A 13,277-nucleotide genomic window follows, 5' to 3' on the forward strand; every position below is an offset into this window, starting at 1 on the left:
GTGCCGGATCCCCACCGGTTCCGAGCGCCGTCGACCCGCCGGCCCGTGGTCCCGTCAGGACAGGGCCACGACGAGCCTGCTGCTTCCCGACTCCACGGCCGCGGCCAGGGAGCGACCCACGCGGGAGCGCGACACGTGCCAGCCGCGGACCTCACCGGTGGTGGAGGCGAACGCCTCGCCCTCCTCGACGGCGTCCGTGAGATTCACCGGCTGGACCACGATCCAGTCGAGTCCCGACTCCCGCACGTCCCGGTCCTGGAGCTCGGTGTCGCGGATCTGCGGCCCGAGCAGCAGGAAGAACATCAGCCGGTACCGGAGCGGCAGTGCGTCCCGGGTCGTCCCCACGCCGTAGGAGGTCTGGACGACCAGCCGCCGGACCCCGTGCTCGCGCATCGCCGCGACGACGTTGCGGGTGCCGCGCGAACGCACGTCGATCGCGGTCCCGGCCGGCCCGCGCAGGCGCACGCGCACCGGGTTCTCCCGGATGCCGAGGGTCACCAGGACGGCGTCCTGCCCCTCGACGGCGGAGCTGACGTCCGCCTGCCTGGTCGCGTCCCCGACGACGACCCGGACCGCGCCGGCCCAGCCGGCGGCCTCCCTCCGGGTCAGCACCGTCACCTCGTGACCACGGGCCGACAGCGCTGCCACCGCCGCACGTCCGGAGCCGCCCGTCGCCCCGACGACAAGCACCTTCATGATCGTTCCTCCTCGCCCGTGCACCGGCCGTCCCGGTGCCTCGTCGTCCAACGTAGGAACGGCGGCACGGACGCTCCATGCCCCTGCGGCCGGGATCGTTGCCCGTTCGTCCGGCGGTGCTGGACGACCGGTGCCCGGCCGGAGAGGGTGGTCCGGTGAGCACCGACATGCCGTGGGCCCGGGTGGACCCGCTGGGCGACGTCCTGCACGTCCTGCGGATGAGCGGCGCGTTCTACTGCCGTACCGAGCTCACCGAGCCGTGGGGGCTGGAGATGCCCGCCTTCGAGGGGTGCGTGAGCTTCCACCTGGTGACCGCCGGGAGTTGCGTGCTCGAGGTGAGTGGCCTCACGCACGACCTCCGCACCGGCGATCTGGTGCTCGTCCCGCACGGCCGCGGCCACGTCCTCCGCAGCTTCCCCGGCGCGGGCGTCGCCGGACGGGTGGACCGGCTCGAGCAGCAGATGGTGGGCGACCACTACTCGGTCCTCCGCGTCGGCGGCGGAGGTGACGGGGCCTCACTGCTGTGCGGCATCCTCCAGTTCGAGCACCCGACGGCCCGGCGGCTGCTCGACCTTCTCCCGCCCACCGTGCACGTCCGCGGGGAGGACACCCGGCGGGCCGGCCGGATCGGGGACCTGATCGCCCTGGTCACGGATGAGGCCTGTGCGGTCCGCCCGGGCGGGGAGGCCGTCATCACCCGCCTGGCCGACGTCGTCGTCATCGAGGCGATCCGGTCCTGGATCGAGGACGACGACGCCGCACGTGCGGGCTGGCTAGCGGCGCTCCGCGATCCGCAGGTGGGACGGGCGCTCGCCCTCGTCCACGCCGACCCGGGACGGCCCTGGACGCTTGGCGGACTCGCGCACGAGGTGGCCATGTCGCGCTCGTCCTTCGCCGCGAGGTTCACCGGGCTCGTCGGGGAGGCGCCGATGAGGTACGTGATGCGCTGGCGGATGGAGGCCGCGACGGTGGCGCTGGAGGACGGCCGGGAGGTCGGGGCGGTGGCCCGCGAGCTCGGGTACGCCTCCGAGGCGGCGTTCAACCGCGCCTACAAGCGCCTGACCGGCCGCACGCCGGGAGCCGTCCGGCGCGGCCCGTCCGCCCGCGCGGGTGGACGACTCCCGGTGACCGGACGAGCGTGACCGTGCGCATCGGCGGAAGGGGCGGCACCCCGGCCGCGCGGGTCGACGGCGCCCGGTGAGCGGACGAGCCGTGACCTCGTCCAACGGCGGAAGGGCGGCACCCCGGCCACGATCGTCGGTTTGCGGGGACGCTGAGGCACGCGAGCCGTGGGAACATGGACGCCGCGTCCCGGAAACGAGGAGAGAACCATGCCGACCCCGCACATCGCCGCCGAGAAGGGTGACTTCGCCCCCGCCGTCCTCATGCCCGGGGACCCCAGGCGGGCCGAGCGCATCGCCGCCCAGCTCATGTCCGACGCCCGGAAGGTCTCGGACGTGCGCGGCATCGGCGCGTACACGGGAACGGTGAACGGGAAGCCGCTGTCGGTGATGGCCTCCGGGATGGGGATGCCGTCGCTCGGCATCTACGCCAACGAGCTCTTCGGCCAGTACGACGTGCAGCGGATCATCCGGGTCGGGACCGCGGGAGGCCTCTCCCACCAGGTCAAGGTGGGGGACGTCGTCGTCGCCCTCGGGGCCCACACCGACTCGGCGATGAACACCACCCGCATCCCCGGGATCCATTTCTCCGCCGTCGCCTCCTACCGGCTGGTCGCCGCCGCCGTCGCCGCCGCCGAGGGCGCCGACGACGTCCACGTGGCGCCGGTGGTCTCCCGCGACCACTTCTACGGCAACCCGGCGGAGCAGGTCCAGGCGCTGGCGGACTACGGCACCCTCGGCGTCGAGATGGAGGCGGCGGGCCTGTACGGCGTCGCCGCCCAGTACGGCCGTGAGGCGCTCGCCGTGCTCACCATCTCCGACCACCTGCTCGACGGCTCGCGGGACATGAGCGCCGAGGAGCGCGAGAGCAACTTCCAGCGGGCGCTCACGCTGGCGGTCGCCGCGGCACACTGCTGACGGGCACAGCCGCCGGCAATCCAACGTTGCCCACCGCGGCGCCGTGCTGACGGGCACCGCCGCCGGCCATCCACCGTCGCCGACCTCTCCGCACTGCTGACGGCCACATCCGCCCGCCGTCCACCGTTACCCACCGCCCGGCCACCGCTCCGCACCGTCCGATCACCGCTCGCCGTACCGACCGCCGCGTTCGCTCACGTCAAGCCGCCACGCCGCGGTGCCGGCGCAACCCGTTGCGCACCCGCGTGGGGTGGCGCATGCTTGTGAGACGACGATCACTCCAGAGTGGGAGCACGGTCATGGACAACGATCACGACATGCTGCCGATGCTCGGGCGGGGCAAGCACCGCAACCCGCGCAAAGGTGCGTGCTTCATGGAGCTGGCCTCCTACCTCGCCGGCGAACGGTGGAGCGACCGGCCGGCCTGCACCCACCGCCTGCTGGCCCACCTCGCAAGGCTGGTCAACGACTGCACGTCCGACGCCGCGCGGCCGCAGCTGGCCCCGCTGATCCCCTCGGTGATCGGCCTGACCAGCACGGACCTGCGCTGGGACCACGAGATCGCGCTGCTGACCGCGACCACCGCCCTGCCCGTCGTCGCCGAGGAGACCCAGCGGTCCCTCGCGGTGGGCGCGCTGAGCGTGGACCGGATGCTCGCCGCCACCGACGGCCGCGACCCAGACACGCTGCGCACCTCCACGGCATGGGCGCTGGCCGACGCACCGCTCGCGGCCGAGTGGGCCCGACGCTTCATCCGTCAGGGCGTGGTGGGCCCCGTGCGGTTCCACCCCGGTCCGGTGATCCTCGACTTCGCGGTCCCCGGCATCGCCACCGCGTGCATCCCCGACGCGGACGAGCGTCTGCGCCGGCTGCTCACCGAGGCGATCGCCATCTGCCGCGAGCTCGCCGGCAAGGGCTCTCGCTGGGACACCGTCTCGGAGGCGCCCGCACGGCTCCAGCCGGAGCAGTGGCACGGCGTCGTCGCCCCCGCAAAGCTCGGCTGAGCCGCGCCGTCGGGCCTCACCCTCCGATCCTGCCCGGGTGGTCCGGTTTTCACCCCCACGTCGCCCTCGAATGCCTCTGTGTGCTGAATCTCCGCAGGTAGTGTCCACATCCTGACGGAGGGAGGCGAGGCACATGACAAAGCAGTCGACGCCCGTCGAGTCGCACGCCACGGCCAACGCGGAGGAGCCGGCGCCGGCGCCGGTGCGCCGCGGTCCGGGACGGCCCCGCCACGCCGACACCGAGGAGCGGGCCTACCGCGCCGTGCTGGAGCTGTTCGGGCACCGCGGCTGGGCGGGTCTGAGTCTCGACGGCGTCGCGACCCACGCCGGCATCGGCAAGTCCTCGATCTACCTTCGCTGGAAGGACAAGCGGGACCTGCTGCTGGACGCGCTGCGCGACCTCGAGCGTAGGTACGTCACTCCCGAGGAGACCGAGGGGATGACGCTGCGCGACTACCTCGTCGCGCACGCCACCGCCCGGGCGAACCTCTACCTCGGTGAGCACGGCCCGGCGATCTCGCACCTGTACTCCGCCGCCCTGGCGAACCCCGACGAGTTCCAGGAGATCCGCCAGGAACGGATCAGCAAGGGCGTGCTCTCGCTGGAGGACCGGGTGCAGCGCGGCGTGCGCGACGGGGAGCTGCCCCCGGACACGCCGACCCGGGAGTTCCTCGACGCGATCGAGGGCGCGATCCTGGTCCACGTGCTGGTCAGCTCGCCGGACACGATCGAGGACATGCGGGCGAAGATCGACGACTACGTCGCGACGCTCGTGGACATCCAGCTCCGCGGGGTCGGCGCCGCCGTCTGATCGTGCCGTCCCGGTCCGCCCGCCGGTGCGCGCGGGCGCGCGACCCCGATGGCGCTGTCGGGGTCGGGGCACGCACCTCAGAGGTAGGCGGACGCGGTCCACAGGTGCGTCACGGCGTAGGCACGCCACGGTCGCCACGCCTCGGCGACCGTGACGACCTCGCGCGCCGTCGCGCCCAGCGCCCGCCTCAGCACGAGGTCGCCGGCCGGCAGGGCGTCACGGTCGCCGAGGACCCGCAGCGCGAGGTAGTCGACGGTCCACGGCCCGATCCCGGGCAGCGCCAGGAGTCGACGTCGCACCTCGCCGTCGTCGCCGCCGCCCAGAGCACGCCCGCCCATCACCGCGACGGCCAGCCACAGCACGTCGTAGCTCGGGCGGAGCGTCGGAGACCTCGAGCGGCGCCACGGCCAGGAGCGTCAGCAGGCCGGCAAGCGTGGCGACGGCCGACGCGACGAGCTCCCGGTTCGCGAGCCGCCGCACCACGACGGCGCCCACCGGTTCCTCGATCGCGAGGTCGACCCTCCGCGCGACCCGGTGCGCCAGGCGCACGCGCCCCCGGCCGCTCAGCATCACGAGCCCCGGCACCGCGGCGGAGGCGAGGATGACGGCGGCGAGCAGGACGAGAAAGGCGTGACGGTCCATGAGTAGTTCCTTTTTCGTATCAACGTCGCCTCAACGTATCACGACAATGTTGATACATACAGGCGGGGGTCAGCGCCGCCGCGCGAAGAAGTCCCGGAGCAGCGCCGCGCTCTCGTCGCCCCGCACCCCGGCCACCACCTCGACCCGGTGGTTGAGCCGCGAGTCCCGCACGACGTCGCGCACCGACCCGGTGGCCCCCGCCTTGGGGTCCCAGGCACCGAGCACCACCCGGTCCACCCGCGCCAGCACGACCGCACCCGCGCACATGGTGCACGGGCTCGAGCGTGACCACGAGGGTGCAGCCGTCGAGCCGCCAGGCCCCGAGGGTCGCGGACGCCTCCCGCAGGGCGAGGATCTCGGCGTGCGCCGTGGGGTCGCCGTCGGCCTCGCGCCGGTTGCGTCCGCGGCCGACGACGGAGCCGTCAGGGCCGAGCACGATCGCCCCCACCGGGACGTCGCCGTCGAGCACGGCCTCGCGGGCGAGGGCGAGGGCCTCGTCCATGGCGGCCTCGAACGTCATGGGGTCATGATGGCGCACGGCCGGGCAGGCCGACGTGGTGCCTCCGGCGCCGGGCGGTACGTTGGGCGCATGCGCCTGCACGTCGCGGACCACCCGCTCATCGCTCACAAGCTCACCGTCCTGCGCGACGAGAACACGGAGTCCCCGACGTTCCGGCTCCTCGTCGACGAGCTCGTCACCCTGCTGGCGTACGAGGCGACGCGCGACGTGCGGGTGACCCAGGTGCAGGTCACCACCCCCGTGGCGACCACCACCGGCACGCACCTCGCCTCGCCGCGGCCGATCGTGGTGCCGATCCTGCGCGCCGGGCTCGGCATGCTCGAGGGCATGACCCGCCTGCTCCCGACGGCGGAGGTCGGGTTCCTCGGCCTGCAGCGCGACGAGCGGACGTACGAGGCGATCACCTACGCCAACCGCCTCCCCGACGACCTCTCCGGCCGCCAGTGCTACGTGCTCGACCCGATGCTCGCCACCGGCCACACCCTCATCGCGGCCATCGAGTACCTGCTCGAGAAGGGCGCGCGGGACGTCACCGCCATCTGCCTGCTCGCCGCCCCCGAGGGGCTGCGCACCCTCGACGAGGCGATCGGCGAGCGCGGCGACGTCACGATCGTCACCGCCTCCGTGGACGAACGCCTCAACGAGCACAAGTACATCGTCCCCGGGCTGGGCGACGCGGGGGACCGGCTCTACGGCGTCGTGGACTAGGAACGGCGCCGCGGCCCCGGGACGACCGGGGCCCGGCGGACCTCAGGCCCGGCGGACCTCAGGTGCGCGCGCCCTCCCGCACGCTGACCCCCCGGAAGACTGCGAGGGCGGCGTCGAGGTCCTCCTTGAGGTCCTCGACGTCCTCGAGCCCCACGGAGAACCGCACCGTCGTCGGCGCGATCCCCAGCGCGTCGCGCGTGGCGGGGTCGATGCGCCGGTGCGTCGTCGTCGCCGGGTGGGTGACCATCGACTTGGCGTCGCCGAGGTTGTTCGAGATGTCCACGACGCGCAGCGCGTCGAGGAACGCGAAGGTGCGCTCGACGTCGGCCCGGGCGGCAGGGTCGTCGCCCGGGACGCCTGAGCCGTCCAGCGTGAACGTCACGACCGTCCCGCCGCCGCTCATCTGCGCCCGCGCCACGTCGTGCTGGGGGTGGGAGGCGAGGAACGGGTAGCGCACCGACGCCACCCCCGGCTGCACCTCCAGCCAGCCGGCCAGCTCCAGCGCCGCGGCCGTCTGGGCACGCACCCGCAGCGGCAGGGTCTCCAGGCCCTTGGCGAGGACCCAGGCGTTGAACGGCGACAGGTTCGGCCCGGTGCTGCGGATCAGCGACTGCACGGGCCCGCGCACGATCTCGCGGGGTCCCAGGATGGCACCGCCCATGACGCGCCCCTGCCCGTCGATGTGCTTGGTGGCGGAGTAGACGACGAGGTCGGCACCGAGCTCGAGGGGGCGCTGCAGCACCGGGGTGGCGAAGACGTTGTCGACGACGACGGTCGCCCCCGCGGCGTGGGCCAGGCGCGCGATCGCGGGAAGGTCGAGCACGTCCTGCATGGGGTTGGACGGAGACTCGAGGAAGACGACGTCGGCCGGCGTGGCGAGGGCCGCCTCCCACTGCGCGAGATCGGTGCCGGTGACATAGTCCGTGCGCACGCCCCAGCGCGCCAGGATGTCGTCGAAGACGCAGACGGTGGAGCCGAAGAGCTCACGGGCCGCCACGATCCGCGAGCCGCTGCCGACCAGCGCGGCGAGAGCGGTGAAGACGGCGGACATGCCCGTCGACGTCGCGTAGCAGTCCTCGGCCCCCTCGACCAGGGCGAGCCGCTCCTCGAACGTGGTGACCGTGGGGTTGGTGTAGCGCGAGTACGTGTACCGCTCGATCTCCTCGGCGAACGCGGCCTCGGCCTCGGCGGCGCGGTCGTAGACGAAGCCCTGCGTGAGGAACAGCGACTCGGAGGTCTCCTGGAACGCGCTGCGGTACTGACCGCCCCGCACCGCGAGAGTGGCCGCACGCAGCCCGGCCGGGTCGACGGCCGGCCGCGGCAGCGGGGGCTGGGGCACGGCCTGCGGCAGTCCGGGTGAGGTCGGCGGACAGAGAGGGTCGGACGAACAGTGCGGCAGGTCGGACATGTCGAGCTCCTCCATCTGGCGGTTGGCGCCGCCGTCCCGTGGCGGTCGCCGCAGCCTCGTTCGAGCCAGGTCCCTCGGCTGCCGTGGATCGTTGGCCCGACGCTAACGGGCCACCGGCGCCCCCGGTCGGACCGCCCACGCGCAGGGCCGGATCCTGAGACTCCGGAGGGCCCGCGTCCACCAGATGGACCGGGTTGCCGGGCGCGCTCTGCCCGCCGCCGGCGCAGTTCAGGCGCGTCGGCCCGCCGGGCCGGGCGGCGGACCGCCTGCCATGATCGGTGGCATGAGCACCTCCGGCCGCCACGCGGCCCCAGCCCCCGCGGTCGTCGAGGACCTGCTCGGTGCACCCTGGACTGCCCGCACGATCCCGCTGGGAGACCTGACCGACGGCGGGGAAGAACCCGGCGCTCCCGACGTCGCCACCCTCGTGCACCACGCGGACGCGGGCTCCGCGCCACGCGCGGTGCTGTACCTGCCCGGCTTCGTCGACTACTTCTTCCAGACCGGGCACGCCCAGGCCTGGATCGACGCCGGCTACGACTTCTACGGCCTCGACATGCGCCGCTCCGGCCGCTCGACCAACGGGCACCCCCGCCCGGACGACGTCCGCGACCTCCGGGTCCACGACGAGGAGATCGGCAAGGCGCTGGCGCTCGTCCAGGAGGGCGGGCCGCGGCCCGTGGTGCTGCTCGGGCACTCGACCGGCGGCCTGCAGGCGGTGCTCTGGGCGGCGGACCACCCGGGCAGCGTGGACGCCGTCGTCCTCAACTCGCCCTGGCTCGATCTCAACGCGGGCTGGTTCCAGCGGGTGCCGCTGACCGCCGTCGTCGACCGGCTCGGGGCCTGGCTGCCCAGCCTGCCGATGGGGAAGCTCAACCAGGCGTACGGCCGCTACCTCCACACCAGCACCGGCGGGGACTGGGAGTACGACCTCACGCTCAAGCCGCACGAGGGCTTCCCCGCACGCGCGGGGTTCGTCCGCACCGTCCGCCGCGCCCACGCGGAGGTCGGCCGGGGGCTCGAGGTGACGGTGCCGGTGCTGCTGTGCTGCTCCACCCGCTCGGGCGACGACCGCCACCCCGGGCCGGCGGACCTGTCGACCTCCGACGTCGTGCTCGACGTGCGGCAGATGCTCGCCCGCGCCCCGATGGTCGGCGAGGACGTCACGATCCTCCAGGTGCCCGGCGGCGTCCACGACCTCGCGCTCTCGGCGCCGACGAGCCGCGAGTACTACACCCGCAGCGCGATCGAGTGGGCCGGCGGCCGCCTGGGGGTCTGACCGTCCCGGCGCGCCTCAGGCCCGGCTGCGCGACCCTTCCGGCTGGGCGACCTCGCTCTGGTCGACCATCGCGGTCGTCGCCGGCGTGACGTCACCGGGCGCCGCCGTCGTCCCGGGGCCGGCGTCGGTGTCAAGCACCTCCCGGACGTCGGAGGGGACCTCCCACGAGCTGCGCAGCTCGGTGCCCCGCATGAGCAGCACCGCCACGAGCCCGAGGGCCGAGATGACCGCGGCCACCGCGAAGACGCTGCCGATGCCGTCGCCGTACGCCTCGTGGACCACGCGCGCCATCTGCGCCGGGAGCGCGCCGAGGTCGAGGGAGGACGTCGAGGCGTCGAGCTCTCCGACGTCCGACCCCCTGCTCGGCGTAGCCGGCCAGGGAGAGGGAGGTGACGCGGGCGACGTAGACCGCCCCCAGCACCTGGATGCCGACGGCGCCGCCGAGGCTCCGGAAGAACGTCACCGTGGACGTGGCCGCGCCGACGTTGCCGAGCTGGACGGTGTTCTGCACGGCGAGCACGAGGTTCTGCATGGACGCGCCCAGGCCCAGGCCGGCGATCAGCAGGTAGACGCTGATGATCCACAGCGACGTGTCGGCGTCGACCGTGGCCATGAGCCCGATCCCCACGGTGAGCAGCGCGAGACCGCCCACGACGTACGGCTTCCACCGGCCGCTGCGCGTGACGAGGTTGCCCGCGACGGTGGAGGAGATCAGCAGGCCGAGCATGACGGGCAGCCCGAGCCAGCCGGCGATCGTCGGCGAGTAGCCGCGCCCGATCTGGAAGTACTGGCCGAGGAAGATGTTAGTCCCGAACAGCACCGTGCCGACCGCCAGGCTGGCGACGATCGCGAGCGCCGTGGTCCGCTCGGTGAGGATGTGCAGCGGCACGACCGGCTCGCTCACCCGCCGCTCGACGAGGACGAAGACGACCGCCGCGACGAGCGCGGCGCCCACCATCGCGAAGGTCTGCCACGAGACCCAGTCGAACTCGTGGTTCGCGAAGGACACCCAGATCAGCAGCAGGGTGGCGGCGAGGGAGATGAGCGCCGCCCCCGCCCAGTCGACCTTGGCGCCCGGGCGGCCCTCGCCGGGCACGTGCAGGTTCTTGACCAGCACCGCGAAGGCCGCGGCCACGAACGGGATCGCCACCCAGAAGCACCAGCGCCAGCCCAGCCACGGCACGTCCACGATGAGTCCGCCGATGAGCGGCCCGGACACCGTCGCGACCGCGATCACGGCGCCCATGTAGCCGTTGTACCGGCCGCGCTGCCGCGGCGGGATGATCGTGGCGATGATGATCTGGGTGAGCACCATGTTGGCGCCCATCCCGACGCCCTGGAGCACGCGGACGGCGATGAGCATGCCGGCCGAGGTCGACAGCCCCGCCAGCAGGGACCCGAGGGCGAAGATCGCGATCGAGCCGAGCAGCAGCTTCTTCTTGTCGAAGAGGTCCGCCAGCTTGCCGGCGATCGGGGTCAGGGCCGTCGACGCCAGGATCGACGAGGTGACGATCCAGGTGTACTGCTGCTGCGTCCCGCCGATCTCGCCGACGATCACCGGGAGCGCGTTGCCCACGATCGTGCCGGACAGGTTGGCGACGAACATCCCCAGGAGCAGGCCGGTGAGCACCCGCAGGATCTGCCGGTGCTCCTCGTGGGCGACCGCGGCCTGCTTCGCCGTCATCCCGGCGTAGGCCCGCCGCGAGGTCAGGTCCTTCTTCTTCACGCGTGGTCCTTCTCGGTTGCCGGCAGCGCGCCGGAGAGGTTGGTGTAGACGACGGCGGCCGCGGCCCCAAGGTCGGCGAGGTCGCCGGCGAGGCGGCTGACGCGCTCGACCGGCCAGTCCCGCATCGACTCGGTGACCGCCTCCAGGTGCAGGCGACGCACCTCCGCGACCTTCTCCCGCCCCGCGTCGGTGAGCGACACGAGGGAGGCACGGCCGTCGTCGGGGTCGGGACGGCGGGCGACCAGTCCGCGCTTCTCCAGCGTGGCGATCTGGCGGCTGACGACGGACGGGTCGACCAGCTGGTGCGTCGCGAGGCTGGCCACGCGGCACTCCTCCGCCCGCCGGAGGGCGCCGAGCAGCTCCACCTGGGCCGCCTGCAGCCCGCAGGCCTGCGCGACGTACGCCGACAGGCCGCGGCTGCGGCGCACCAGGGAGGTCAGCTGCTCGAGGACCCTCTCGGAGGCGAGAGCCCGGGCGCGGGCCTCGGGACCGGCGACGCTGAAAGGGGAGGATTCGGGCACGCGTCTCACCATACGCTTACATGCACCATGCATCTATGTGGGACCGCGTGTTCTCGCTCACCCGGAACGCATCGCCACGGGCGTCAGCGAGCCGCTCACCCGCGGACGTCGCGCAGGTGGTGGAGCACGTCGTGGGCGAAGTACTGCCCGAGGGTGCGCACGGTGAAGGCCGACCCGTTGGACCGCAGGCCGGGGCGCTCCCAGTCCCGCTCGAGGACCGCGTCGAACGCGTCGGCGACGGCGGCACCCGCGTCGGCGAGCTCGGCCGCCACCGCGGCGGGGTCCTGCTCGCCGTAGCGCCCGGCGACCGCGGCGGCGTCCTGGTCCCAGTCGGCGAACGTCGGCCTGTCACGCACGAGCATGAGCTCCAGCCGCCCCCGGAACACCCTGAAGACGTCGCGCACGTGGGCGGCGTACTCGAGCGGCGACCAGGTCGAGGCGTCGGGCCGCTCCCCCCGCGCGGGGGCGGGGCGAGCACCGCCTGCCAGCGCCGGACGGCGTCGCGCACCACGCCGGCGACGTCCACCGGCGCCAGCCCCGCGACCTCCGTGCCGCACTCGTCGCAGCGGCGCCGCAGCACCCACGTCCAGTCCTTGGTGTCCGGCTCGATCGCCATGTCCCCCTCCTGACACGCGGTCCCGGGGGCGTTCGTCCCGACGGCCCGTCCTGCCAGGGACCCTACAGTGGGGCCATGCGCACGTCCGCACTCGTGGAGCCGGGGCCGCCGCTGACCCGGGAGCAGGTCCAGCGGTACTCCCGCCATCTCCTGCTCGGGCAGCTCGGCGAGGCGGGCCAGCGGCGCCTGCTCGCCGCCCGCGTGCTGGTCATGGGGGCCGGCGGCCTGGGCGCTCCCGTGCTGCAGTACCTCGCCGCGGCGGGCGTCGGGCACCTGACCGTCGTGGACGACGACGTCGTCGAGTCCTCGAACCTGCAGCGCCAGGTCATCCACTCCACCGCGGACGTCGGCCGCCCCAAGGTCGATTCCGCGGCGGACCACGTCCGTGCGCTCAACCCCGACGTGCAGGTCACCGTCCACCATCTGCGCCTGGACGCCACCACGCCCGCGACCTCCTGGCCGGCCACGACCTCGTCGTCGACGGCACGGACAACTTCCCCACCCGCTACCTCGTCAACGACGTGTGCGCCGAGCTCGGCGTCCCGCTCGTCTGGGGCTCGATCCTCCGCTTCGACGCCCAGGTCTCGGTGTTCTGGTCCCGCCCCGCGCCGGCCGCGGGCACCGGCGGCGGGGGCAGACCGCGGCGTCACGCTCCGCGACCTCTTCCCCACCCCGCCGCCCGAGGGCACGACGCCCTCGTGCGGGCAGGCCGGCGTCCTCGGCGCGATGTGCGGCCAGGTCGGCTCCGTCATGGCCGCGGAGGCGGTCAAGCTGATCACCGGCACCGGCGACCCGCTGCTGGGCCGCGTCTCGTCCTCGACGTGCTGGCCGCCCGGTGGAGCGAGCTCCCCGTCCGGCCGCGCCGGGCGGCCGCGAGGTGCCGCGCACGGTCGAGGCGCTCGGGTACGACCCCGCTCCCGGGGGGCGACGACGCGACGACCCCCGACCGTGCGGCTGCCGGTGCCCCCACCGGAGCGGACGCCGGCCTCCCCGCGATCAGCGTGCGCACCCTGGCCCGCCGGCTGACGGACCGCGAGCACGGCTTCGACGACTTCGTCCTCCTCGACGTCCGTGAGGTGCCCGAGCGCGGCATCGTCGCCATCCCGGGCGCGGTCGGCGTGCCGCTCGCGGAGGTGCTGGCCGACCCCGAGGACGTGGTGCACCGCCTCGACCTCGCCCACCCGGGCGGTGTTGCGCGCGAGCTCGTCGTGCACTGCCGCAGCGGGCAGCGCTCCGCCCAGGCGGTCCGTGCCCTCACCGACGCCGGTGCGCGCGCGTGAACCTCGAGGGCGGCGTCCTGGCCTGGG

Annotated in this window: 13 protein-coding genes and 4 pseudogenes; 9 read left to right on the forward strand and 8 right to left on the reverse strand. The window is 73.8% G+C overall.

Annotated elements, in window-relative coordinates; translation table 11 throughout:
• Positions 1–54 precede the first annotated feature (54 nt).
• Positions 55–696: an NAD(P)-dependent oxidoreductase gene (locus DA06_RS03610; protein ID WP_043497336.1), complete on the reverse strand. Its 642-nt coding sequence runs from the start codon at positions 694–696 to the stop codon at positions 55–57.
• Positions 697–863: 167 nt separating this feature from the next.
• On the opposite strand from DA06_RS03610, the gene DA06_RS03615 reads away from it, so the two are divergent.
• The 4 genes from DA06_RS03615 to DA06_RS03630 all read left to right on the forward strand — a co-directional run bounded on the left by DA06_RS03615 (position 864) and on the right by DA06_RS03630 (position 4,550).
• Positions 864–1,838 carry an AraC family transcriptional regulator gene (locus DA06_RS03615; protein ID WP_052436337.1) on the forward strand — a complete coding sequence of 325 codons (975 nt, stop codon included), beginning with the start codon at positions 864–866 and terminating at the stop codon, positions 1,836–1,838.
• Positions 1,839–2,027: 189 nt separating this feature from the next.
• Entirely contained in the window at positions 2,028–2,735 is a 708-nt protein-coding gene (gene deoD / locus DA06_RS03620) for a purine-nucleoside phosphorylase (RefSeq protein WP_043497339.1), read from the forward strand.
• 299 nt (positions 2,736–3,034) lie between these two features.
• The gene (locus DA06_RS03625; RefSeq protein WP_052436335.1) at positions 3,035–3,739 is read left to right on the forward strand and encodes a hypothetical protein; all 705 of its coding nucleotides are present in this window, start codon (positions 3,035–3,037) and stop codon (positions 3,737–3,739) included.
• Between the two features lie 133 nt (positions 3,740–3,872).
• Positions 3,873–4,550: a TetR/AcrR family transcriptional regulator gene (locus DA06_RS03630; RefSeq protein ID WP_052436336.1), complete on the forward strand. Its 678-nt coding sequence runs from the start codon at positions 3,873–3,875 to the stop codon at positions 4,548–4,550.
• Between the two features lie 77 nt (positions 4,551–4,627).
• Here DA06_RS03630 and DA06_RS03635 read toward each other — a convergent pair whose 3' ends face one another.
• Positions 4,628–4,912: a hypothetical protein gene (locus tag DA06_RS03635; protein ID WP_418606872.1), complete on the reverse strand. Its 285-nt coding sequence runs from the start codon at positions 4,910–4,912 to the stop codon at positions 4,628–4,630.
• 349 nt (positions 4,913–5,261) lie between these two features.
• Positions 5,262–5,712, reverse strand: a pseudogene (gene tadA / locus DA06_RS03640) (tRNA adenosine(34) deaminase TadA).
• A gap of 69 nt (positions 5,713–5,781) precedes the next feature.
• Here tadA and upp point away from each other — a divergent pair.
• Positions 5,782–6,420, forward strand: coding sequence for a uracil phosphoribosyltransferase (upp, locus tag DA06_RS03645; protein WP_043497357.1), 639 nt, complete (start codon positions 5,782–5,784; stop codon positions 6,418–6,420).
• Between the two features lie 58 nt (positions 6,421–6,478).
• Here upp and DA06_RS03650 read toward each other — a convergent pair whose 3' ends face one another.
• Entirely contained in the window at positions 6,479–7,843 is a 1,365-nt protein-coding gene (locus tag DA06_RS03650) for an O-succinylhomoserine sulfhydrylase (RefSeq protein ID WP_418606873.1), read from the reverse strand.
• A 268-nt stretch (positions 7,844–8,111) separates the two neighbouring features.
• Here DA06_RS03650 and DA06_RS03655 point away from each other — a divergent pair, with 268 nt between their 5' ends.
• Positions 8,112–9,107 carry an alpha/beta hydrolase gene (locus tag DA06_RS03655; RefSeq protein ID WP_043497364.1) on the forward strand — a complete coding sequence of 332 codons (996 nt, stop codon included), beginning with the start codon at positions 8,112–8,114 and terminating at the stop codon, positions 9,105–9,107.
• Positions 9,108–9,122: 15 nt separating this feature from the next.
• Here the strand turns inward: DA06_RS03655 and DA06_RS03660 are convergent, their stop codons facing one another.
• From DA06_RS03660 to DA06_RS03675, 4 genes and pseudogenes are all read right to left on the reverse strand, one after another.
• Complete coding sequence (locus DA06_RS03660) at positions 9,123–9,245, reverse strand: hypothetical protein (protein WP_418606874.1); 123 nt, start codon at positions 9,243–9,245, stop codon at positions 9,123–9,125.
• A complete protein-coding gene (locus DA06_RS03665) occupies positions 9,238–10,833 on the reverse strand; it encodes an MDR family MFS transporter (RefSeq protein WP_418606875.1) in 1,596 nt (531 codons plus the stop codon). The genes DA06_RS03660 and DA06_RS03665 overlap by 8 nt, the downstream gene beginning before the upstream one ends.
• On the reverse strand, positions 10,830–11,354 hold the full coding sequence (locus DA06_RS03670) for a MarR family winged helix-turn-helix transcriptional regulator (protein ID WP_418606876.1): 525 nt from the start codon (positions 11,352–11,354) through the stop codon (positions 10,830–10,832). The genes DA06_RS03665 and DA06_RS03670 overlap by 4 nt, the downstream gene beginning before the upstream one ends.
• A gap of 95 nt (positions 11,355–11,449) precedes the next feature.
• A pseudogene (locus DA06_RS03675) lies at positions 11,450–11,970 on the reverse strand (DinB family protein).
• Positions 11,971–12,045: 75 nt separating this feature from the next.
• Between DA06_RS03675 and DA06_RS03680 the strand changes: the two are divergent.
• The 3 genes and pseudogenes from DA06_RS03680 to DA06_RS03690 form a co-directional block, all read left to right on the forward strand.
• Positions 12,046–12,509, forward strand: a pseudogene (locus tag DA06_RS03680) (HesA/MoeB/ThiF family protein); the annotation flags it as partial.
• A 163-nt stretch (positions 12,510–12,672) separates the two neighbouring features.
• A pseudogene (locus tag DA06_RS03685) lies at positions 12,673–12,996 on the forward strand (adenylyltransferase/sulfurtransferase MoeZ); the annotation flags it as partial.
• Positions 12,972–13,250, forward strand: coding sequence for a rhodanese-like domain-containing protein (locus tag DA06_RS03690; protein ID WP_418607861.1), 279 nt, complete (start codon positions 12,972–12,974; stop codon positions 13,248–13,250). The pseudogene DA06_RS03685 and the gene DA06_RS03690, both read left to right, overlap by 25 nt.
• Positions 13,251–13,277 lie beyond the last annotated feature (27 nt).

The sequence above is a fragment of the Georgenia sp. SUBG003 genome (genome assembly GCF_000715355.2).
Taxonomy (GTDB): Bacteria; Actinomycetota; Actinomycetes; order Actinomycetales; family Actinomycetaceae; genus Georgenia.